Consider the following 26174-nt stretch of genomic DNA (forward strand, 5'->3'; position numbering starts at 1 on the left):
GGAGGGAATAAGGGGGGGTGCCAATGAAGGGGCCCGTTTTCGGGCCCCTCAGGTCAGCAAATTCTAGTTGCGATCAGTTTCATCTGAGAAAAGATCAACCAAGGCGGAGTCAATCGCGCCATCCAATCCGGTGCCTAAATCGGACAATGACGATTCTAAGTCGTCCGCCAGTGCGTTGGCCAACAATTCGTTGCGTTGCGATTGAGTCGACTGGATGTCGAAGCCAACCGAGAGCAAATTGTCCAACGACGCTTCCGCAGAGACAGTCGATTCACCGGCCGGGGTTCGGGAACTGGTGATGGCCGAGGATATTGGTACCGCGTTGGCCGCCGTCGCGGTTGTGGCCGCTGGAGACGCAACAGCTTGGGTGGAGCCAAATCGTCCGGCAGATGCGGAATCCATCGATCCCGAAACAATCGTTGTGTTGTCACCGAGCAATGGTTCACCGCCTGCACCGCTGACCGAACGAGTGTTCAGCTCGTTGATCACCTGCAACGCATCCAAGGCGGAAACGCGACCATCACCATTGACGTCGTAGTAATCCGGTGGTGAAGTCGGAATGCGATCGATCGTCAATTCAGCATTCGGATCATTTGGATCACGAAGGTCGTCGCGGTTGAGCAAGTTGATGATTCTGAGCGCGTCGATCGCCGTGACAAATCCATCCGCGGTCACATCGAATCGGTCCGATGGGTTCTGGTAGGCCGATTGCCCAAAGGTAATCGTCACCGTCACCGGTGGACTCAGTCGACCCGTATTGTCTTGCACGCGATAGGTGAAGCTGTCGCCAGTTGGCAACGGATTCAGCGAGCTGGACTCAGGGTTGAACGTGTAGATGAACGTTCCGTCGTTGTTTCCGCTGAGCGAAATCGTTCCGTATGTCGGTTGCGTGACCGAGCCCGATGCGATCTGCAATGTCGAGTTCAGATCCGGGTCGAAGTCGTTTCGCAATAGTCCCAAGGCAGGGTCGTTGATTTCAAGACGGCCACCCAGCGATACCGCGTAGGCATCTTCCACACCGGTTGGTGCGTCTTCGGCAGCCAAGACTTGCAATTCAAACTGATGAGTTGCCTGGAATTGTGCGTCACGTGCTGAAAGTCCGATCGTCACCTGGCCAGATTGGTTTGGCTTCGGTGTGATACGCATCGAGTCGCCGAAGAACTCAATCGACTGAACCAAAGGATGAGCAGCGATTTGGGCCGCGGTCGGATTCACGATCGATCCGAGACGTGTGACCGTGTAGGTCAGCGTGTCACCATCCGGATCGAAGAAGACTTGCGTCAGGTCTTCGACTGCGACGTTGTCTTCGATGATCTGCAACGGATTCAAGCTGCCTTGAACCACAGGAGCGTCTGGCGATCCAGTGACCGTGACCAAAATCGTTTGACTGGTCGTCAATCCGGAAGGATCGCGAGCGGTGAGCAACACTGGGATGCTGTCGCCGTTTTGGAACGGAACAAAATCAATGTTCAGTTCGTTGCCCAAGATCGTTGGGTTGATCACGGATGTTCCACCCGTCGCCGATACCTCATAGGTCATCGTGTCGCCATCTGGATCACGGAACCAAGCGTTCAGGTCAAAGTTGACACCTTCGCCCGCCTGCTTGCGTTCATCGAATCGCAGAGTCGTTTCACCTTGAACGCCATTGATACCGATGAATTCAGGTTGATTGTTGACGCTGCCAACGTTGATTGTCACCGTCGCAGTCGAGACACCACCTTCGGAGTCCTGAACTTGATAGGTGAATCGATCCGTGCCGCTGAACTGCGAACGTGGCGTGTAAATCAATTGGTTGCCGTCCAATCGAACCGTGCCACCGGCCTCGGTGAAGCGGTTGTTGATCACTTGACCGTTGACAACACGTTGGAACTGACCGGGCACGAGGAAGATCTGCTGGCCGTCGTTCTGCTCGTCAATTGGACCAGCGGTGTCATTGTTCAAGATGCCGTCGGCACCATCAACATTGATGGTCAGCGGAGTGTCTTCGTTGGTGCTGTATGTGTCGTCCACCAAACGAGGATTGTCGTTGATCGGAGTGATCACGATGTTAACGCGACCAACCGTGGCGGCGGTTGCGCTGACAATCGCGTTTTGGCCCGGTGCCTCACGATCCGCGACTCGGTAGATGAACGAGTCAGGTGTGGCTCCGCTGTAGTCTTGCGGAGGCGTGTACTGAATCGTTCGGCCGTTGTTGGTGATGGCCAACGTTCCGCCCTGCGTCGTTTGGAACGCGGATGAACCGGTGCCAGCGAACTGGAAGAACAACTCTTGTTCGTTCGGTTCCGAACCAGGGCCTGCGACAAAGTACGGATCGATCAGATCAGCAGCGGAGAAGACCACTGGACCAAGCGAAGTTTGATCTTCCTGGCTGACAACGTTGTCTTCCAGGATTGTTTCCGTCGTGAAGACATCGCTTGGTTGAACACCAGGTTGCAAGGTCGGTGCATCGTTGACCGGAGTGACCGTGATGGTCGCCGTGATCGCTCGCGAGCTGACAAGTTGTCCATCAGGGTTGCCGGGCGCGACATCCGTTGCACGCACAACAAAGGTCGCTTGTCCAGAGAAGTCCGCATCGGCATCGAAGGTGAATGTTCCGTCGACGGCGATGTTCACCACGCCCGCAACACGCGTTGCATCGTTGACGTCGTAGATCGTCTTTGACCCAATGTCGTCGGCGAAGATTGCGACGTCTTGCCCATCAGGCTCGACCACTGCACTGAGCAGACCATTGTCGTTGGCGATGGAAGGCGTCAATGTTCCCGACGCATCGATCGCTTGCAACGTCGCACCTTCGGCAACGGTGTAGTTGCGGTTCGCTGCGGCGTCATCCACGGTTGGTGGCAAACCTGGCAACAACGTCACCAAGTAGTCTTCGACTTCACCGGACAGAGCCAAACCACTCGGCGACAATCCGCCTTCGGTTGAAACTCGGAATCGAGCGTAAGTCGCACTCACACCGGCCGTTGGGGCTGGAGCCGTGTCGGGGAACTGAATCACGAACTGACGAGTGATTTGCCCAGGAGTCTCTGGGTTGCTTTCGAACTGAACGTCTTGCAAGACATACTCGCCAGCGTCATCCCAGTCGCCATCGGCGTTGAAGTCGATCCACGCCTGCAGCACGCTGCCTGGCGAAGCGGTGACTTCAATTGGTGTGATCACGCCTGGGTTGATGATTCCGCCAGGGTTGGTCGCACTGGAGAAGTTCACACCGTCTTCGTCGTTGCCGGTGAAGTTCACAACGAACACCCCGTTCTCTTGCAAGATCGAGCGTTCTGCAGGACGAAGAGGGCTTTGATCAATGGCTCGGACGATTGCTGCCGCGATGTCTTCTTCATTGATCAACGCGTTGTCGACATTACCATTCTCATCGAGGGCATCGATCGAGATTGCGAAGTTGTCTTCCTCGAAGCGTCCGTCAACGTCGAATTCCAACGTTGCTTCGACACCGCCGACCGTCAACGTGATCGTTTCGCCATCGAACAGGTTCAGCGAAGAGAAGTCCGATGGGTTCACTGCGATGCGAACGTCGCCATTAACGATGGTGTTGGAGAACAGCGTCGCAGGCAATGGGCCGCCCGCTGGTGTCAGCGGAGACACATCGATGGTCAAGTCGTCACCGTCGGCAGTGCGGACAGCCAAAGCGTCCACTTCCGCGTCAACGCGGCTTCCCAAGACAGGATTGTTTGCACCACCAATTACGTGGCGAGCACCATCTTGAGCCAAAGTCGTTGGGTAACGACCTGGAATACCGGCGACCGGATCGGGTGCGTCGCCAAAGTCCAGTCCGATGCCGGGCATCAAGATAGTGAACTGGGTCGAGCGATCTTCTCGGTTCGGTGCCAATGGGTTGCCAGCCAGATCCTTGATGGCGGGCAAGTAGTAGTTGCTGACCGGACCATCGATGATTGAAGCGTTCTCGACAAACAAGGTCGAACCACCGCGGTTTTCGGCTTGCAACGTGGTCGTCTCGGGTTGCCCCGGTTGATTGACTCCTTGCAAGGCTCGAAGAATGCTTCGTTTGACGTCTTCGGAGTTGTTGTCCGGCGAGATCGGGATCGCGATCGCTCCACCAGGAACACCAACCACATTGAGTGTGGTCGAGCCCGAGATGTCGACCTGCGTGCCCGGCAAATCGTTCAGGCGAACGGTTCCAGCTTCCACGTCGGCCACTGGCATCAACTCTTGACCCGTTGCGGGATCCACAGCGAATCGCAAACCACCGCGATTGTTGCTGATCGTTGCTGCCAAGCTTTGAGCGATCTCACCGATCGAGCTGCTGGAGTTGAACGTCACAGGGATGTTGCCCGCACGAACTCCGCCACCACCATCGCTGAGTTCAAACTCGAACGAGATGTCAACGTCGCCCTGACGCAATCGCAACACTTCTCCATCGGCCACGATACCGCGGTCGACCGAGATGCCTGGAGTGCCCGGAACGAGCAGACCCGGCAAACCGTTGTTGTCAACGCGATCGCGATCGATACGTCCCAGCGAAATTTGATTGTTCGCGTTGACCGTGGCGGTCATGTCAGCAGGCGAGGCATTGATGGCCGCGGCCACGTTCGCTGCCAACGTCGCACCGTTTTGGTTCGAGTCGTAAGGCACGAAGATCGCACCCGGCACAGCGGTGACGTTGTTCAGACCCGTCGGCAAGACGAATTGCAGCACAACGTCGTTGCCCGCGTCGTCTCGCAGGATCAACGCACTGCCGTTGGTGATGCTGAATCCGCCTAGGGTTGGCATCGTCAGCAACAATGGTCCGAAGACCTGAACCGTGCTGCTTTCCGTCACACCGGGTTCGCCACGAACCTCGAGTGAACTTCCGGCGGTGACCGTGATGATGGCCGGTTGAGGAATGATGTCTTGTCCGTTGACGTTGACCGTCTCGTTGGACTCAACCTGTACCTGACCGGGAGCGACCACTCGCGAACCCGGGGCCAATCCGTTGATCAAATCGGCAGAGTTGTTCAGTGCATTTCGGACCGCATCAGCCAAATCGCTGGCAGTGTCGGTCAAGCGGAATGGCATGCGGAAGTGGCCAGGCTCAACACCGTCAAAGGTGTCCTGTCCGTTCTCATCCTGCGTGACCAAGTCGAATTCCAACGTGCGTCGAACTTCAAACTCGGAAGTTTCGCTCAACGACAACCCGCCATAATCGGCTTGGAACGTCGCCGTCACGCCGGTTGGCAAGTTCAGGAATACAAACTGATCTTGAGCGACTGGATCGCCATTCAGTCCGGCGTTGCGGAGCAGGCCGGCGAGTCGGCGAGCAAACTCATCTCGCGAAACGAGAACCAAGGTTTCGTTTCCGACGTCGTCGGTGACCGTTTCGGTGATGTCCAGAGCGAAGCTGCCTGGCGTCGGGATCAAATCGTTTTCGGAGGCGTCGATTTGAACTCGAACTCGATCGCCAGCACTCGTTTGTAGAACGAAGACACTGTTGTCCAGAGTTGCACCGAAGTCAGAAACGGCCAAGCCGGCTGGATAGGCGGTTCCCAACTCAATCGACGTTGAAACCGTCGCGGGGCTTTCAGTCACGCGAATGATGTCGCCGTCGCTAATCGGACGGCTGAGTCCGATGGCGGTCAGTTGGCCCGCACTGATGTTGACGAAACCAGCCGAAGGCAAATTCAGGTAGACCGCATCATCGACGACAGTCGGAACCAATTCGAGTGCCGAGTTAGACAATGTGTCCGCGATTACCTGAGCCAATTCGATGGAGGTCAACTCGTTTGGAGCGACCGTGATCACGACTGGAACGAAGGACGGATCGCTGAGTGTTCCGTCTTCGGTGAATTCGAAGGTACGAGTCACATTGCCATTGCTGACGATGAATGTGTCACCGACCTGAACGCCACCAAAGGCGGTTCCGGCACGAGGTGCTTGCAATGCCAGCGTACGGGCATCCTGTTCCATTCCACCCGCCGAGGTGTCAACGGTGTATCCCGCGGGAGCACCGAGGATGACTCGATCGCCATCAACCACGACTTCGACTTCGAAGTTTGGATTGGCTGCGAGTGCCGTGTTGATCGCCGTTTCGATGTCGCGAGCGATTCGCTCACGGACTTCTTGACGACCTTCCGGTGTATCGACTTGGGAATCGGGAAGGATGATCGGAGTCGCATCGCCCAAAACGGTTCCATCGCGATCGAATTCGAACACCAAGGTGTCGTTTTCGCCATCGCCGATACGGAACGAGTCGCCATCGCTGAGGCCGCCGGCATCAATGCCGACTTCCGGAACGACCAGCGTCAACGTTTCAGGCAAGAACAGTTGATAGCCAGACTCAAATTCGAAGACGACCGTGCCTCCGTCTGAGTCAGTGATGCTGACTTGTTGTCCGTCACGCACTTCGCTTGGATCAGGAGCAACGATGACGCTGCGGTCACGGTTGTTCAATGAGATGCTGTAAGCATTCCCTTCTCGCCAAACACCGGCCAGCGGTGTCAGCGTGATCAGGTTGCTTGTTTTGTCGTAATCGAAGGTGTAGTCGATACCTTCAGTCAACAACTTCTCATTTTCAAAGACGGCGACATTGGCGCCCACGGGACGCAAGCCGTTGATCGCAGCCACCACGACGGTGTCATCGTCAATTCCGATCCCGGAGAATGGATTGGACGAGTCACCTGTGTCACGCAGTTGGATGGTGAATTTCTGTTGGTTACCGCCGGTCAATCGCAGGAAGCTGTCGGAGCGATCGCCGTCGCGACCTTCGGCATCGTTGTCGAGCGGATCCTGCAATGTAGCGACTGGGCCGTTGAAGTCGGCCAGTTCGTTTGCACCACGGTCGATGAACAAGCTTCCGCCGACCCCAGATGGAGGAGCGGCCAGATCGTTATCCGCACGCAGCACGCCGTTTCCATCGCGGTTTGGTGCGAGGATGTTGCTGGTGCCCAGACCGACGCTTTCTTTCACACCACCAAACGCGTCACGTTCGACCACCGAGCTGGCACCACTGTCAATCGCCAGTGAGAACAACGCTGGGATGAAATTGTCGCCATCGGCGTTGACGAACAGCACATCGTTGTTGCCCAACGTGATGTTGAAGTCATCGGTGCCGCCGTTGACGCTGCTAGGACCGGTGCGAGCATCGGTCGTCAGGCCAACACCGCCATTGTTGACGCTGTTGATGTTCTGACGGAACACCGTCGTTTGTGGTTGATCGTGTTGGAACAAGTTGTTCGTGACAACCACTTCGGATGGCTTGATGTGTTCATCTGGGTCGGTTGGGTGACTGAAACCTCGGAATTGGGTTTCTTCGACCACGATGCTTTGATTCAAGTTCGCCAACACATTGTTGATCAAGGTCGCACTGCTACCTCCGGTCAACATCACGCCAGTTTCAGGTAGCAGTTGGTCCATCTCAACGCCTGGTTGAGGATCCATTCGCAATGGAGTTGTGCCACCTTCTGGCGGAATAATCTCGACCTTTGCCGCGTTCTTGATCAGCAGGTAAAGTTCAGTCGTCCCTAGGCCTGACGTCGTGGTGCCGGCAAATCCGAGACTGTCAACTTCGCTCGTTCGATCGTGGCCGAACCCATACTGGAAGTCACTGCCGGTCCCGAACGGGAACGGAATTGGGAAGTCGAAACGGTCCAGTCCGGCTGCGCTTCCGGCAAGTCCGCCGAGGGCGAGTGCTTCGACCCGGGTGATCGGGCCTGCGACGGCACCAATGTCATCGTCATCAGGACCGTTGTCGAACTCGTTGTTGGGCAATGGTGGGCTGGTCAATGTCGGGTTGTCAACAACTCCGGCTCCATTGATTGCGTTTTGCAGAGCGGACATGATTTCCGGTGTGCGGAAACCATCACCTGATTGCAACGGAACGTTGACAACCGTTTCACCGTTGTCGTTTGTGCGGATGCCACCGACACCGTCGGTGAACAAGAACCGCATCGAGTTGGTGCTGTTCGGAGCAACGAATCCGTCCTGACGATCAGGAATCTGTGTGATCACGATCGAGGTGCCGATCAAATCATCGCCGGTCGATCCCAAGTTGCCTGTGTTTCGGGCCAGGTTTTGGTCGTCGATGCTCAGCACGAAATCGCGAGCCGCATAAGCTTCGATTGCGATGGTGTAGTCACCGGTCGTGTCAGAGCTTTTAGCCCGGCCAGACAATGCGTTCGGGTCGTATTCGCCGTTCGATTGCAATGAAACGGCAACATAGTAGGTGCCTTTGGCCGTCGCGGTGAAGTCCAGGAATGGGTCGACCGCACGAAGGTTTGGCTGGGTATCGTCGGCAGTGTCGACCGGATCGATACCTGTGTCGACAAAGGTGTCTTCCTGCGTTGGATCACTTGCCGTTTCGAGATAAGACGGAGCTGCGGCGGCATCATTGGATGCCACTTCAACGCCGTTTGAGTCGAACAATCGCAGGACCAAATCGGGGCCTTCAGGAATGTCCAAGGCGGCTGCCAGCGTGTCGATGTCGACCGTCAAGCGATCGCCCGCACGAAGTTCGACTTCATAGAAGTCAACGTCTTGCTGAGCGGTCAACAAGGAGTTGCCGTTGCCAATCGTTCCGTTGGTGATGTAGGCACCGTTGTGGGCTTGACCAACCTTCGTGTCACGAGCACCGCTGATGGTGTCGTCTCCATCGACACCGTCGATGATCGCGGCCTGTGAGAACTGCGACTCAGTTCCATCCTGACCGTAAATCGTGTTGTTGACGATTCGCGAGAAAGGTTGTGGAGCTTCCGCGACGGCCGCTGGGCTGGCAACGAATGGGTTTCCACCGCCTTTGGCGAACGAAGTGTCGAAATAGATGCCGGTTACACCTTCCAAGAACACCGTTGCGGTTGGGAACGAGATGTCGCTGAGGTAGCGATTCTCTTCCAATTCATCGCCGAACTGGATGGATGGCCCAATTGTTGGATGAACCAATTGAACCATGTCATTGGTCATCAAGATGCTGCCCTGGATGGCTTGGTAGATTGCCATCATCGCTTCGTTACGGGTGTAAGCGTAGTCACGGCGTGCCGCCTGAGGAATCGTTGGCGGGTTGTAGAGTTGACCCGTGTGGCGAATGTAGATTGGCACGTGGCCATCGACGTATCCGTCACCACCAATCACACCGCTACCGCCGCCTGTCACGACGCCACCGCCGATGTCTTCGAATTCGAAGGTGACTCGCGTGCCTGCGGCGTCGATGGTCATCGTCAAACCATCTGCGATGAAGTCGCCGAAGCCTATGTCACCGAGGAAGTCACCGCTGAAGAACGAATCGATTTGCCATGGGCGCGTTTCGCCATCCACCTTGATTGCGGAGTAGCCAGCACTGTCGATCGTGTTGTTTACGATCGTGACCGAAGGAGCCAAACCACCGATGACGGAGTTGTTCAACGTCGGCAGATTGCGAACACCACCTGGTGTCGTGTTGCCAATCGGCGGTTGTTGCAGATAAGGATTTTCTTCTCCTGCGAAGAAATCGTCATTGTTGAATCCGAAGAAGTTCCCCAGATCCAAAGCAAATTGCGAGCGAGTCTTGATGTCTTGAGGGTCGACACCACGATCGCCAGGCTCGCTCCAAATACCGATGGCATGCACATCGCTAATTTTGTTCGAGTCGATGAAGACTTGGTCTTGTCGACGCTGAACGTTTTGATCGCCAATGAACTCGGTGTAAATCGCTGGCAAGCGGAATGGCGTTCCTGTCGGTACGATTGGATCGGCCGCGTCTGGTACATCGGCAACACTGTCGACCTTGTAGAAGTCACCAACCACAGCCGCGGACAAATTGATCCGGATGTCGTTGTTTCCACCGGTAGTGTCACCTGATGAATCCGTTGCTTGGATCGGAATCAGTGCCTGAACGGCTGGAAGGTTGAACGCCGTTCGGATCCGTTCAGCCACTTCGATTTGGGTGGTCACGCCAACAAGATTGATTGGAATGTTACCAGCCAGAACCGAACCGGAACTGTTGAATTCAAACGTCACGCTGCGGACGTTGTCCGACATGGTGAAGGTGTCCCCGTCGCTCAATTGCGACGGGTGAGGTGCAACGATCGTCATCGTCCGGGCCATTCGCTCGTTTGTGTCGAACGTGGCTGTCGGAGTCTGAGTTGTTGCCGAAGTCGTTGTTGTGTATTCCTGACCAGGACGGATTTCGAGTTGGTATTCGCCAAGGACAGACTGTGATTGTCCGGTGAATCCAATGCGGCCTGATGCAGCACCCACAACCAACTCGCCACGCTCCGCGAAGCCAACGATGAAGTTATCGAGGTACAGACCTTCTCCGCCGAAGACTGGGCCGGTTCCGGCAGCCAGGTCGGTGTCGTATTCGAAGCGGATGATAACGTTGGAGTCACCCGCGAATTGTCCGAGGTCCAATCGAGCCTGATACCAGTTTTCCAAAGCGTCTTGTTGCAAAAGCGACCCATTGGTGCCAGCGATGCCCGCAGCATTACCAGCCAAAACGGTCTCGCCCTGTTGGTCACTTCGAGCGATGACGCGAACTTCGTCATCCCCGATGTCGCTCAGCAGATAGTCGAAGTACAGGTAAGGTTGGTCGGCGTCGCTGTAACCCGACAAGTCAAACGCCACACTGTCCAGATCGCCCCGGATCTCAGAGCGATCGAAGTACAACGATTGATTGTTCGGATCGCCACCACTGGTGACATGGTCTTCAACCGAAACGTTGAGTTCATAGGTGCCCTGCTGTGGGCGATCGGCAACGTCCAGCGAGAACACTTGGTTCGCTGGGTCGTAGGCGGTCGCTTCTGGTGAGACCGCCACGTAGTAAACGCCCGCTTGCAAGAACGTTTCGATGTAAGGGTCTTCGCTGAACAGACTCAATGGATCGCTTGTGCTTCCCAAGGCACCATAGCTGGTTGGCGCAAATGAATTCGTCGCAATCACGGTGCCGAAGGCATCCAGCAACTGCAGTTTCAAATCGACGCTGTCGCTTTCGAAATCTTCGATGTCCGGATCGATATCGATGCCACCGAAGCCTGGGTTGGCGTCATAGGCAAATGGAATGAAGCCATTGTCGATGTCCAAGATGACACGCGAGCCATCGACCGGGACAACGAACTGAAACACATCAACCACTTCGTTGATCGTGGTTCCGAGCACCTTGGTGTGCGGGATCTGCTGCGAGGTGTTTGTTCCGAAGAAGTTCCCGACGTTGGGGTCGTCGTTCAGGCTCCAGCCTAGGTTGGCTTCCAGGTTGTCAGCAGTCAGCAGCGAGTTGTTGGATTCTGACTCGAACTGAAGACTGTCGGGGAACAAATCCACGTTTCGCGAACCATTGAAGGTTTGCTTGGAGTTGTGTCCAACGTCACGTGCGCGGTTGAGCGTCGTTGCCCAACCGAATGGCAACACACTCGTGTCGATGAAGAATGGTTCGACTGGTGCATCCGCTGTCGTTTGAATGCTGTTGGCGATTTGGTCGTCAACGATTCGCAAGATGGAATCAATTGGTTCCAAACGGACCAATGGATCGGACAAAACATCCGGTGTCGTTCCTTCGCCCGTGACGGCCACGTAATACGTTCCGTCTCCACCTGGCATCGCGAGAGGACCGATGTAAGCGTCCCCGTTGTCAATGCTTCCTCGCTGCAACAAATCAATTGGCGAGTCACCCTGGATGGATTGGTCTTCCAGGATGTTGCTGTCGTTGCCAATCGCAACCAATCGTGGTTGAGCATCGCCAGTTTCGCCATCGGGATCATAGAAGATCGACAGCATGGTGTCGGGACGATTGAAGCCATCGGCATAGTCGATGTCGAAAATCAACGTGTCACGACTGACCGCACCTTGTGATCCAAGCACATCGATTTGGTAGTGGTCAATGTCTGCGACGGTGTCCAATGAGCCGCCGACGCTGAGCACGCCGTTGCGACTTTCCAAGGTGTTGCCGAGGTACTGTGCCCGTTGGCCAGGCGTATCTAGATCGGATACCGCGATGTCGTTGCTGGACGTGTTGCCAAACTGCTCGTTCTCTTGTGCTTCACCCAAAAGTGGCGAATTCGCCATGGCACCGCGGACGTGAATACCGTTGTTCGCATATCGAATGTCTGCGAAGCGAACCATGCTGCCGCTGAACTCTTGCTCTTCACGCAAGCGAACTTGGAAGCGATAGCCACCACGGGTCAGGCCGCCTTCGGCGTCGTCTGGATTGACTGCCGCACTGCGAACTCGGATGAAGTAATTCGACGAGTTGCCAATAGGTCCTGGCAGCGTGATTCGTAGACCGGCATCACGTGGATTGACCGTGTCGTAGTCCATGAATCCATCGAAGTTCGAATTCGCTTGAAGCGATCCGGCCAAGCCTTCAGCACTTGGGTCGAGGATGGCCACTTCTGCGTCGCCATTGACTTCGTCGAAGGAGTTGTCGCTGCGAGCGATAACGTTTCCGTCGGGATCAAGGATTTCCAACACGGTGTCCAGCGTGAACGATGTGTGGTCGAGGTCGACCCAAATCTGAGTTCCTGCTTCGCCCGTGAATGCATAGGTGTCGACATCGTTGCTTTGCGAAAGGAAACCTTCCACTTCGAAGCCCAAGCGATTCTGTTCGTCACTGAACAACTCGTTCGGAGCAAGGGTTCCCAAAGCTTGAGCGGTGACAACCGAGCCATTCAGGCCTGGGCTGATTTCCGACTTCAGTTCGCGTTCCAGGATGAATTCGATGTTTGTGTAATTCGAATTCTCGTCGAAAAGAATGCTTCGCCAATCATTGGTGTCGGGACGGCTCGCGAAGGAATCACCATTGGTGTCCAAGAACGCCGTGCCATCTGGCATAAGACCCGCACCGACGGTATCGTCCGCAAGGCTGGTCAAGACCACTGGTGATCCAGGCATACCGATGATTTGGACCGTACCGCCAATGCGATCGTCGATGTCGCCGATCGTTCCCGTCGCGGTCAATCCGGTTCCGCTTGTTGGGCTGAATGCAGTGCCGCTTCCGGAAAGCTTGACGACCAAGCTTTCTTCCGCACGACTGAACAGGCGCAGTCCGCCAGTGGAGTGAAGGTTTCCGACTTCGATGCTGTCGAAGATCATGTGAACGATATCGGTATCGTCCCAGATGCTTTCGGTTGTCAGTTGGCCACCGCGAATTTCCAAGCCGCTTAGCTGGCGTTCACCCGCCGCTGCATTGGCAACCACTTCGTAGCGGTTTTCGCGAATCAATGGGCCGTAGTTGTCGTCCAGTTCGGAGAAGTTATCGACTGTACCGGTTTGGCGACCAAGATCGATGATGCGTTCGGCTGTCATCGAGTTGCTGTCGATGTCGATGATACTTCCGCGGTTATCGACGAAATCGTTGCCAACAATGATCGGCTGGCTGCCACGAACGTGAATCGTCGAAGGCGTAACGCCTGGGCGGCCGAATCGACCGACATCGCCCGCACCATCTTGCCCATCGTCGTTGAATTCGAACCGCGAGTTCACGACACGCGCCGAAGCCTGTTGCAGCTGCAATGGAACGAAGCCGCGGCTTTCACCACCGGGAATCAAGCTCACGCCACCGGCATAAGCGATCGTCGCTGAATCAAGACTGATATGCGAGTTTGGACCCGCGTAGATACCTGACCAATCGCCGCGATCGGGATCGAACACCGTGCCAGTCGCCGCGTCGTTGCTGGTATCAAACGTTCCACCAGCACCAAAGCGATCGTCCAGCAAGCTGGTGAAGATGACCGGGCGTTGTGCCGTACCTTCGGCCAACAACTGAGTGCCGTGGCCAAGCTCGATGCGTGCTCCGTTCAGCTTGACAATCAGACCGGGATCGATGGTAAGCGAAGCGTCCAAACGACCGCGAACGCCATCCAGATCTGGATCGAGCAGTGTGCTGTTGGCAGCAGTTTGTTCGCCAGTGTCAACGAAGGTTTGACGTGTCGCATCCAGCTGAGCGACGAAGACGTAGTCGTTCGTGCCCGGGATGCTGCGATACAAACGACGGGCGACGAAGTTGCTGACGCCGCCGATGGCGGGCAGGTTGCGAAGTTCAATCGACGATCCACTCAATGTCGACGGAACCGCAAAATCGCCACTCGGATCGCTAGCCGCTGACTCAAAGCCGAACACGTCGACGAACGTCATGCGATAGTTGTAGGTGCCTTGCTCCAAGTTGCCGCCGAGATTCACGTTGCCGGCCGAGCTGGTCAAATCGGGACGGATGCCGTCTTCGATGCTACCGCCGGGGGTACCGACGATCGACAGGTTTTCAGCCAAGTAGTGAACCACATCGATGTCGTCGAATCGACCGGCAACGGTCAACTCACGAGGTGGTTGGTTCGCGGTGGTTTGAACACGAATGAACAAACCGTTGATGCTGTTATCAATCAATTGGTTCGAATAGATGTCCGGTCCAACGCGGTCGTAATCCGCGATGAAACGTCCAGCGACTTGGAACTTAGGACCTTGGAAAGTGGTTTCTTCGAAGGTGTCCGGTGAAGCGCTGATCGCAGCATCAGCACTTCGAGTGATGTCGTTGAACGAAATCGTAGGACGTCGACCGATCATGGTGATCGGATTGACCAACTGCTGAACCGAATCGATCAGCAAGTTGCTGCCACCGCCAAAGCGAATTTCGGCATGGTTCACACGGTCGACGAAGATGCCTTCGTCTTCCAGCGAACTTCGACCTTGAACCGCATCAAAGTCACTGCGGAAGACGATTCCGCCCCAGTCGCCAGGGCCCGCTGCCGGAGCGATGCCAGCCGCAGCGACATCCACACCACGGTCCCGCATACTGGTCAGGATCACGCTGCCGTTGTCATACGCCGAGGTCGCATCGGAAACGTGCGTCAACAGAGTTGTTGTGGGATCGAAGGCCGGATCGTTGACGTCATTGTCGGTCGACAATTCAACCAATCGAGGTGTGCCCAAGACTTGCAGCAATGATCCGCTGCGGTCGACTTGCAAGCTGCTACTGCCGACGCCAATACGAGCGCTGCGGAATTTCAGTGCGGCACCCGCGTCAATGACAGCTGTCACGCCTTGCGGGACTTCCATGTTGCGGCCGTCTTCCAGCACTTGGCCACCGGTTTCGGTGATGCCGAATTGATAGCTGAAGTTGTCCGCTTCGGTTTCGATGTCGCCATCGATGCCACCGTTGCCAACGATGCGAACTTGGTCACCAAATCGAGCGACCGAAAACGCGCTGAGCACATCGTCGCTGGCGATGTTGTTGATCGGCGAATCGATGCTGCCGTCGGCCTGAGCCGCACCCATCTTATCGACGAAAATCGTACGACCATGAATGGTCATGCCGCGGAAGTTGGTGGACGTTTCGACGGAACGTTCGCCCGACAACTGGACCAATTCACCCGATCCGATTACCTCGGCCGATACGCCGGTGACACCCGTCAAAAGATTGATGGAGGTCGCCAATTCGTTCGCCAAGCCCGCTGCGGGGGAACCCGCACCGACGGTGGCGTTGTACTGAACCACGACGCTGCCTGGGACGGTCGAGCTTTGTCCGATCGGCACAAATTCATAAACTCGACGAGCACCCGTTCCACTGATGACCTCAATCGTTTGGTGAGGCGTGATCGAGTTGCCGGTCAGTTCGAATTCCAAGATTCGTTCTTCAGGACGAGTCTGGAACCAGAACTGGTATAAACCGCCAGCGGCTCCGTCACCGTCACCATCGAGTGGCGTTCCGGGAACACCAATTCGATCGCCGGCATTGTTGCCTTCGAGGTCCATGTCGCGAAGCACATTGACTTCATCGACGTTGGGGTCGAACTTGACGAGAAGTTCGTATTCACCTTGTGTTCGCCCGCCGAAACCACTTTCAGGAATCAATGGGTTGTATTCATCGTTTCCGCTTGCGGCGACACCGATGTAATAGGTTCCCGCTCCCAAGGATGCGGTTAGGAACGAGTCTTCACTGAAGTAGTCGTCGTTGCGGCTGAGCTGTTCCAAACCACCGCCAGCGAGACTGATCGGCGAGAAGTCCAGGACTTCATTCGGTCGTGAAATGTCGGTTGTGTCGCTACCTTCGACCAAGCGAGCTTGAACCAGCGATGAAGCAAACGAGTCGTTGTTGATTGCATCGATCAATGCGGACACCGGAACTTCACCCACGCTGCTGCGACGGGGAACGTCCAGCAGGATGACGTTGTCCAACAATTGGCCGTCATCACCGGTTCGACGCAGCACACGGACTGCATCATCGTTGGCGGCGCGGTCGCTTTGAACGAATTCGATTCGAGTTTGATTGCCTTCGGCACCAGCCGCGATGGCCAAGAACTCAACCGACAACGATGGACCCAAGTCGAAGTCGGAAGTTGCCGATGCGGGGACTTCCTGGAACAACGTCAACGTCGTGTCGAGCAAGCTGGATTGAGCCAGGCGTTCTGCGAAAGTTTCGACGGTCAACGTTCCCAATCGATCGGCATCGTTGAGGTTGACCTCAAAACGGTACATGTCGATATCAACACTGTCAGGTTGATACAGGTACTGGCCGTGCAACACATCTGCGTTGCCCGGGAAGACTGGTTCCAGATCCTTCAGGTCGGCTTCGGTTTCTGGATTGATTGTGTCGTTCAAGAATGCGAACGAACCGCTGAGCAATGTCTCTGGTGGCAATTCAGGTGCGAACTCCAATCCGAGCAACAAACCGACGCCGGCGGCTGCTTTGCGAGTGAAGTCTTCGCCGTAAGCTGTGCCGAATGTGACTTGGTTGCTGAAGACGATCGCTGGATCAGCAAACGTTTCGTCAACACGAACATTCGCGTTGATCACGTTGAAGCTGACCGAGCTCGCCAAACGAGCGTTGTCGCCGACGGCGAACGTGATGCCTTCCGAAACCGTTTCGCGGAACTGCACACCGATTTTTGCGGACCATAGGTCCAACACTTCGCGAACGCGTTGACGTTGGCGTTCGGTGATTTGGTTGCTGAACGATGTGCCGCCGGTCGATGCGACGTTGGACTCGAAGTTGTAGGCAATCTCGGTGATGCCATCGACGGAGTCAGCACCGAACAACGGGTTGAGGTGGCCTTGGAAGGCGGTGTCGACCTGACGGTGTCCGGGATCGTCATTCCCACCGGGAAGATCCAAGTCAAACGGCATCGGCGAGATGGATTCGCGAATCAAAACGCTCGACAGTTCACCCGTCGAACCGAGTTCGCCAAGGTTGTACGAGGTTGTCAGCGTGCCGCCCAAACCGACCAAATTGAAATCGCTTTTGTTGGTCAAGCTCAATGGCAACGCCAGTGAACCAAAGCTGTTGGGGTCCACTTCAACCAAGCCGGCGACGGATGGCGTGCTTGCCACGGCGACTCGCAAATCGTTGACCGTCGGTGTGGATCCACCAAAGTCGACCACGACGCGGCCATTGGCGTCCAAGCTGACTGCCAATCCACCCGCGGCGGAATTGACAAACGTCACGGCTCGTTCGGGTTGGTCTTCGCCGAGCAACAACGATCGAATCAAGAACTCGCTGCCGCTGTTGTCCAGAGCAACGCTGGTGAACGGACGAGGAATGACTTCAGCAGGTTGCAGCTGCAGTTCAGCCGAGCTGCTGATGGCATTGCCAATACGCAGTCGGAACGTGCCGCCACCAACGGGAACAGCGAATGAATCTTTGAAGGCGGCCAAGTTGGCTTCGGCTTCGGCCACCGAAGGCGTTCCGGCGACCAAGGCGGCCTCGAGCTGTGCCAGTTGCGATGCGTCCTGAGCAGTCAGGACAGCTTGCTCGAACTTCAGATCGTTGATGTCGTCCGTGTCGAAGAACAAACGAGCCGTGAAGGTTTCTTGGTCGTAAACAACCTTGGCGGGTTGATAAACGACATCGTCGGTGGTGCGGACCGTGTCTTGGGTCAGCAGCAACTGATAGAAACGAGGGTTTTCGGCCGATCGTGTGGTTGGATTGCCGTTGGCATCGTTTTCGACGAACAACGGATCTTCGTTGAAGTAAACAACGATTTCGTTGCGGTTCTGCGTCAGGCTGCCATCAGCATTGCGAACAACCGGTTGCGGCACGACCGATTCAATCAGTGCACCCAGGTCCAAATCGAAGTCGATTGTTTGGACACGCTCACCGGCTTCGTTTGGAACGAACAGTTCCCCGTTCAAGTTGCGAATGCCGACGATGTCTTCATCGGGATTGTCGTAACCAAACAGTTTGATTTGGTAGTCATCGTCCGGCAGGTTTTCGGCAAAGCGAACAATGATCTCGTTTTCGTTGGGATCGCCCAACGTGATCGAACCCGGTTCGATCACGATCTTTTCGTTGAAGTCGCCATCGCCACCGGCGCGACTGATCTCAACGCCGCCCAGCGTGGTTGGGTCGATCTGTTGGTTCTCGTCGAAACGGAACGTCAACACGCGAGGGGCGGTTTGGCGGACGGCACCATCGTCGATCAGGTCGCCCTCATTGGGTTGAACCCCAATGAGTTGTGGCCCAGCCAGCAACTGCCGAGCTTCGAGCGTCTCGACCAAGTGACGTCGACGCTGTTGGCGACTTGCGCCTCCGCGTTTGGACGTCTTGGACCGACGACGAGCTGGCACCGATGGCGCACGATCGCGGGTGGAGGCATTTTCCGTGGACGGAGACACTGTGTTTCGCTGACGCGAGGTCATAGACCGAACCTTCTAGGCAGACCAGAGATTGGGTCTTGGTTGGCTTCCGAAACAGCCAATTTCCAACCCAATCCGCCGAACTTGTTGTGAATCTCGGAGCTTCAACGGACCGCGGAATTGCGGCCAATCAAAGATCAGTCGTGGATGACAAGGCTGATCTCACGGCGTTGCTGGGGATCGCACCGACATCAATGTCGGGCAATTGGGGCGTGGCTCGCGCGATCAGTCCGACGAGTATAGTTGGGGTAAATAACGTCGCAAATTTTTGCGTCATCGCTACTTACCGCAGCGTTCACTCGTTGGATAAATGTGCCGGTTGCACCGGTTCTGATGACGAAATCGACCCGAGAATTTCACCCACAAGAGGGGGCGGGAACGGTGGGTCAGAGGTCTCGCAACTCACAGCCGTCACAATCGACACATTCTTGCGTCAAGTTGGACGTTGGGTCTGCAAAAAAGTTCCCTGAACGAAATCAGCGCCGGCGAGGGCGTTTTCGTGTCATAGGATTGAGGGTGCGCCGTAGCTCTTTCTCGGGCTCGGGTGCCGCTGCGGCAACCGCTGCAGCCTTCTCGGCGGGCGATTCAAAACCGTCCATTTTGTCCCGAATCAGCAATTTATTGATTCGTTGCTCAATGCTGGTCAGGATGTCGCCCTCTCCAGGAACGACGAACGTGTACGCGACACCATCGCGGCCCATCCGGCCAGTTCGGCCCACACGGTGGACGTAATCGTCGCAATCTTGAGGGACATCAAAATTGACGATGTGTGAGATCGTACTGATGTCAATTCCGCGTCCCACGACGTCCGTCGCGACGAGGAATTTCAGATTGCCATCGCGAAGTTTTTGGAGAACTCGGTCGCGTTCGCGTTGCTGCAAATCGCCGTGAATTGCACCGCACGCGCTTCCGTATTCATGGGAAAGCTTCCGGTGCAGACGGTCCGTTCCGCGTTTTGTCCGGCAGAAGATGATCGCTTGTTCAGGGTTTTCGCGTTTCAGAAGCGATTCTAGCAATCTGACTTTGTCGTCTTGTGCGATGGTGAAATACCGCTGCTCGATCGTGTCGACCGCCATTTCGTCACGGCAGCAGTCAATCACGACTGGTTCGTGCATGTAACTTTCTGCTAACCGGCGAACGACCGGAGGAAGCGTTGCCGACAGCAGCAGTGTTTGCCGGTTCCGCGGGCACTTCCGCATGATTCGCTCAATTTGCGGCCGGAATCCGATGTCCAGCATTCGGTCGGCTTCATCCAGGACCACGCACCACACGTTGTTGGTTCGCAGCGTTCCTCGTTGCAGGTGATCGTGTACACGACCGGGGGTGCCGACGACGAGTTGAGTGCCATTTTCCAGCTGGCGTAGCTGGCGGTTCATGTTTTTGCCGCCGGATAGCACGGCGATTTCCGTCGGAACTCCGCGAGCGAGCCGTTCGGCTTCCGCGGCGACTTGGTCAGCCAATTCGCGAGTCGGGACGATCACGATCGCTTGCGGGTCGCGACAATCTTCTAGGGAATCGAGCTGTTCGAGGATCGGAATGCTGAACGCGGCTGTTTTGCCGGTTCCCGTCCGAGCCTGGCCGATCACGTCTTTGCCATTCAAAGCGTGCGGGATCAATGCGGCCTGAATGGGCGACGGGGTTGTGAATCCCGCGTCTTTGACCGCTCGACGCATGATCGGTGACAAATCCAATTCGTCAAAGGAATCCATTTCTGGCGGGGTTTCCACCGGGCCAACGGATTCTAGCAGAGCAATTGTGTCGACCGGTTCTTCGAAGCGAGCTGGTCGTGATCCGCGTCCTGTACGCGGTGGGCGTTGATTTCTCATTCTGTTCATGCCCGGAAGTCTATCCTCAACTCGTCTTTTGCAACACTGATCAGATGCGGCGGGAACGCAATTTTTGTTGGGTTACGACCCGCAGACGCATCTGCATCAACCGGAATCACTCTCCCGAGACCGCCGGGCGGAGGAGTCGAGCGATGTTTTCGTCGTCTTGGTTGTTTGCCGTCGCGACGAAAACCCCCGTGTCGATGAACTGTTCCGGTGTCTCGCCACGAAGATGAGCGGCCATCGTTTTGACCGCCTGATAGCCCATCGCAACAGGATCCTGCAGCACAATCGCGTTCACTTCGCCGGCCGACAGTGAATCTCTCAGCGAGTCACTGCTGTCGAACGTGACCAGTTTGACCTTGCCGGCCAAGTTTCTTTCGCGGAGAGCACGCAGGGCTCCTTCTGCAGTTGGTTCACAGACGGTGCAGATTCCGTCGACTTCATCCCCAAACCGGTTCAGCAACGCCTGGGCTTTGTCGATGGCGGATTCCGTGGTGGTGCCAGCGTACTGGTCACTGCTTAAAACTCGGATGTTTGGGTACTCGGCGATGGAATACAGAAAACCCTCTTCGCGTTGGTGAGTGCTTTCGCTGCCTTGTTCGTACCTCAGCAAGATCACGTCACCGCCCTTTTCTCCCAAGACGCTTGCCATCGCCTCGCCCGCCAGTTTGCCGCCTTCGAAGTTGTCGGTTGCGACGTAGGAAACAAAATCGCCAGGGTCGGTGTTCAATCCGCTGTCGAAAATCACAACGGGCACACCAGCTCGGCTCGCTTCTTTTACGGGGCGAACCAACGCGTCGGCATCCAAGGGGGCGAGCAAGATTCCATCGACGCGAGCATTCAGGAATCCTTGAACGACATTGATTTGCTCATCGCGGTCGTTCGCTTTCGATGGGCCTCGGAAAGTGATCTTCGCACCGATCTCTTCGCCGGCTTGCTCTGCGCCATGCTTGACGGATTGCCAGAAAATGTGAGTGGTGCTTTTGGGGATGACCGCGAAGTGCAACTCTTTGTTGCCTGAGTCGGCTGACGTGTCCGCAGGAGGCTGGCAGCCAGCGCAGACCAGCAACATGACGACCGGCACGAGACAGAATGAGCGTCGAACGAGGTTTGCTAGCAATTGACCAACCGAAGCACTTGAGCCAGTCGCGTTGATCAAGCCTCGGTGATCCGATGTCGCTGCAGAGTGATGACGCAACTCGGCGGAACGTGACACGGCAGATGAGGGATCACCCGTAGAAACCTGTGAATTTTTCTCGGTGTTGGAATGTGAAGAGAACTGCATGGAAGGAGTTGGCTTTGGCGGGAGTGAAAAGAAAATCGATAAAGTTTTCACGCTGATTCTAAACGATTCTCCGGACCAAAATGACTCGGAGTCAAAGGACCATCAAGAACCTGAAAGAGTTTTTACGAACTCGGCTTGACCCATGAAAGCGGCCCCCGCTAAGTTGCCCCCATCGTCGCAAACGGACCTCCAACCCGGTCCGATTGCGACGTGCGATGTTTTGAAATCGCATCTCGCATCGGTCGTCTTTTGGTTTTTGATTGAAGGATTGGCTGCGAGATTCTCAAGACGTTTTTGATGGTCACGGATCGACCTGAAAACGCTTGTTAGGATTTTGAAATGACGGACGTTCGGTTGGTGATCACAAGGATGTGCTCACTTGATCGAACAAACCGACCACCGGCTCCCGGAACAGAAGCGCGTTGTCCTCCGCCCCCCTAGGACCTCGTACTTTCCGGGAGCTTTTTTTATGCGCCGACCGAATGCTCGATGAGAACTCGTTCTGTTCAAGCGTGATCGCATTGTTGCTCGGTCAATGACGGATGAAGACGGACTCCCGCCGACGCTGAACGCGGGCGATGGTTTCAAAAACGTCTCTTGGGGTCGCTCGTCCAAAAGGAGTATGCTTCGTCATGCCGCACCACACTGGAAGAGGATGCGAGCTTACTTTTCATGGATTGAATCGATGGCGATGCGACGCAAAGCGGGCCGGAACTACGACCTCGATGCCAAACTAGGCGTCATGGAACGTTCGCAAGAAGTTCGCACCCGCAGTCGACGTCAGGGCCGACTGCAACGCAAGCGAACGTTGGTCTTGGTGCTGATCGTTTTTGCCGTTCTTGGCATTGGTGCCTTTCCTAGTCTCGTCAGTCACTCGCCGATGGGACGTTCGTTGTTGGTTCGAACGCTCGACTCGTACGATCTGGATGCGGACGTTGACTCGATGCAGATTGGTTGGTTGACGCCTCTGCAAATACGAGGTTTGCACTTGGTGGGACGCACCGGTGGATCGGAGATTTCCGTCGACGATTTGCAAACTTCCATCTCGCTGAGCAACCTTTGGTCGGGCGATCCTCAAACGGGACAATTCGGCGAGGTGCTGGTCCGAGGGGTGCAACTTTCTTGCACAGTCGACAACGGAACCACTTCGATCGAACAGGATTTGGCAAAGCTTCTCGCCCCGACTGATGAACCATCCAACTTCATCCCGCGAGGCACGGTCAAAATCCAAGATCTCGCGATCCAGGCGACCGATGCATCGACCAACCAAACATGGACGCTGAGCCAATCCCACGCGAACGCGGTCCTCGATGCTTCTTTGCTAGATGTCACCTTTGATGGCGTTTTGAGCCAGCCTGGTGGCGGCGACGGGTCGCTGGCTGGGCATGTGAAGTTAGCGATGGATCCAGCCAACGTTTCCGCCGATGGCGAGCAGTTGGCGGTTGAAATCGACGCCGACTCACTGCCGCTTTCCGTTCTCACCTTGGCTCAACGACGATTTCCCAGCAGCGAATTGCCGACGGCGATCACGGGAGACGTCTCGGGGAAGACACAACTGATCCTGACCGGATCGGGGGAACCCAATCTCGTTTTACGCCAATTGTATGTTCGAAATTTGGTGGCGACTGATGCTCAGACCGGCCGGAAGTTGTGGGACAACGAGTTGGCGACTTTCGACGGCGACTTGCAAATTCGTGGCGGACGAGTCAACGCACGGCAAATTGCTGCGAAGACGGATTTTGCCAGCGTGCAAATGAACGGTTCCTTCCCAGATTCGGTTTCTTTGGCGGGAACGTCAACGAATCCATTGGCTTGGCTGAACCAAGTGGACGCAACCGCGACGGTTCAAGTGAACCTGCCACGATTGCGACGCGCATTGCCAGAGTTATTGCCTCTGCGAAACGGAGTCACGCTGGTCGATGGGATCGTCGAGGCTCGCATCGAACCCATTGCGAACGGACGGTCCGCGGCTCTTGGTGGCGAAAATGTCCGGCGTCGTCGCTTGGTCATCCGCAGCGGTGTCATCCAGGCTCAATCCGATGGAGGCGAGGTCCGAGTTGCCCCCATCGATGTGTTGGCGGTCGTTGCCAGCGACTCACAAAGACTCTTTGCAGAGCAGTTCGAACTCGAAAGCCCATTTGCGGCGATCAATGGCCAGGGCGACTTGCGAAGCGGATCGGCGAATGTGGACATTAACTTTGGAAAGCTTGCCCGAATCTTGCGTCCTTTGATTGACTTGGACGAACGAAGGTTGGAAGGCAATGTCCAAGGCGGGCTGCAATGGAACGCTCAGAACGACGGGTTGTGGCGTTTGCGTGGCGATGGACGAATGACAGGTTTGGCAATCGAGCTGACTCCTGGACAAAGCTTTCAACCTTCCTCGTTGCGATCGCAATTGGACGTGACCGGGCGTTGGCAATCGAGTGGTGGTGGACACTTATCGGAATTGACCAGCGGAAAGCTGAATGTTCTCGGCAACGGGCTGGAGGCGGACGTCGAGTTGGTGCAGGCGATCTCTGGTTTGGATGCCGACCGATTGATTCCATTGCGAATGAGCGGACAAGGTCAGCTCAATGCAATCGCGCAGACATTGGCACCTTGGATGCCAACCGGCTACGAGTCACTTCAGGGCGGTTTCCGGTTCAACGCTCGAGGTGGCATGAGCCAGTCCGGTGCGGCGTTGCTGGAATCGGTGGACGCCCAAATCACACAACTGGAAGTTCCCTTGTCGGATCAGGTTTGGGAACAGCAACTCGTGAAGCTGCATTTTGACGGCAAGGCGAGCTACCCACAGCAGGACGTGATCATTCGTTCGATGACGGTTGCCGGGGACGCCGCATCCGCCGCCATCCAGGGTGAATGGATCGGTGGGATGACCGATATCGAAGTTGCGTGGCAAGCGGAACTGGAACGATTGCAAAGCAGCGTGCGGGAACGAATGGCAACTCGTCCGCAGGATCCAAGGCTATCGCAACCCAATCCAAAATCGCGATCCGTCCAACAAGTCGCTTACCGCAACGCGGCAGCGGGCAACACCGAATCCAGTGAATGGTTGCTGCGAGGGAAAATGGAAGGCAGCATTGTGGCAACCGGCGACCCCGCGGTCTTGTTCCTCGACTCGCATCTGACCGGACGACAATTCGAACTTGTCGAGACTGTCCCGCAGACATCTGTCAATTTTAGTCGCACGAAGCGTGTTGTTTGGGCCGAACCTAACCTTCGCATCGATGGTCGGGCTGAATGGAACATGCAGGAATCATCGCTGCAGGCCAAAGCGATGCAGATCGCCGGCGACTGGTTCGCGACGACTCTTTCGGGAACCGTCGATTGGAAAGGCGAGCAGCAATCGTTGCGTATGGAAGGCCCCGCGAATTTCAAAATGGACGAAGTCGCGCGGCGACTCACTGATTTGACTGGCACATTGATCGTTGCCGAGGGAGTCCACCCGACTCCTTTGAAGTTGCAGTATGTGCAAGGGCCTAAGGATCAAGTTTCGTTCAACGTGGACGGCAGTTTGGGATGGGAAAGCGTCGACGCGGCGGGAATGTGGTTTGGACCCGCTGAAGTTCCATTCAAGATGACCGAATCCGTTGTCTCGATCGCACCCAGTACCATTCCGGTGCTCGGCGCCAGTCGCTACGTGGAACAACAATACGGCCCGATTGTCGCACCGTTGGACTATGACCCGAACAATCCCGCGACCTATCAAGCGGCGAACGGCAACTCAGCCGCGAATGGCAGACTGTTGTTGGCTGGAGACGTTCACTATCGCCCCGCAATTTGGATCGATTTGAAGCCGGGTCCGATCGCGAAGAATGTCCAACTCACTCCTGAGATCACCGGGCAGTGGCTGAAGTACATTGCCCCGATCGCAGCGGATGCGGCTCGAGTCGATGGAACGTTCAGTGCAACGCTGGAACAAGGAATGGTTTCGATTGACAACCCGAATCAATCGACGATCCGAGGACGGTTGGAAGTGGATCAAGTTCGTATGAACGCCGGACCGTTGGCCGATCAGGTGATCGCGGGTGCACGTCAGTTGCAATCACTTGCCGCGTTGGGTTCACGAGCCAATCCACCTCGCAGTGGTCGCACCTTGATCACGATGCCAGCACAAACGATTGAGTTCAATGTCGTCGGCGGAGTCGTTGATCACCGCGCGTTGCTTTTAGAAATTGACCGAGCCAAGGTGACCACCAGCGGCCGAGTGACGATGGATGGGCAGTTGGATTTGATTGCTCAGATTCCGCTGGATGCATCCTGGATGGGCAGCGACCTGAGTGCTCTGACCGGTCAAACGATCACCATTCCGGTCAACGGCACCCTCGATCGGCCACGTTTGGATTCGTCGGGGATCCAGCGGATTGTGGCTGACATGGGAACCCGTGCGGCTCAAGAAGCCGGTGCGAACTTCTTGCAAGAACAAATTGGCCGTGGCCAGCAGCAACTCGAAGACAGTCTGAACAAAGGCTTCGAGAAGCTACGGATCGACAAGTTGTTTGGCCGCTGATTCAACTGGACAACGC

General features: G+C 56.0%; 4 protein-coding genes. 1 reads left to right on the plus strand and 3 read right to left on the minus strand.

Annotated elements, in window-relative coordinates:
• Positions 1–63: 63 nt before the first annotated feature.
• The 3 genes from B2R17_RS00090 to B2R17_RS00100 form a co-directional block, all read right to left on the minus strand.
• Positions 64–18465, minus strand: coding sequence for a tandem-95 repeat protein (locus B2R17_RS00090; RefSeq protein WP_339887702.1), 18402 nt, complete (start codon positions 18463–18465; stop codon positions 64–66).
• A 545-nt stretch (positions 18466–19010) separates the two neighbouring features.
• Positions 19011–20360, minus strand: a complete 1350-nt coding sequence (locus B2R17_RS00095; RefSeq protein ID WP_008663152.1) for a DEAD/DEAH box helicase — start codon at positions 20358–20360, stop codon at positions 19011–19013.
• A gap of 115 nt (positions 20361–20475) precedes the next feature.
• The gene (locus tag B2R17_RS00100) at positions 20476–21579 is read right to left on the minus strand and encodes a substrate-binding domain-containing protein (protein ID WP_286762345.1); all 1104 of its coding nucleotides are present in this window, start codon (positions 21577–21579) and stop codon (positions 20476–20478) included.
• 724 nt (positions 21580–22303) lie between these two features.
• On the opposite strand from B2R17_RS00100, the gene B2R17_RS00105 reads away from it, so the two are divergent.
• Positions 22304–26158 (plus strand): hypothetical protein, encoded by a 3855-nt coding sequence (locus tag B2R17_RS00105; protein WP_286762346.1) that lies wholly within the window; start codon positions 22304–22306, stop codon positions 26156–26158.
• Positions 26159–26174: the final 16 nt, after the last annotated feature.

Source organism: Rhodopirellula sp. UBA1907 (genome assembly GCF_002337565.1).
Classification (GTDB): Bacteria; Planctomycetota; Planctomycetia; order Pirellulales; family Pirellulaceae; genus Rhodopirellula; species Rhodopirellula europaea.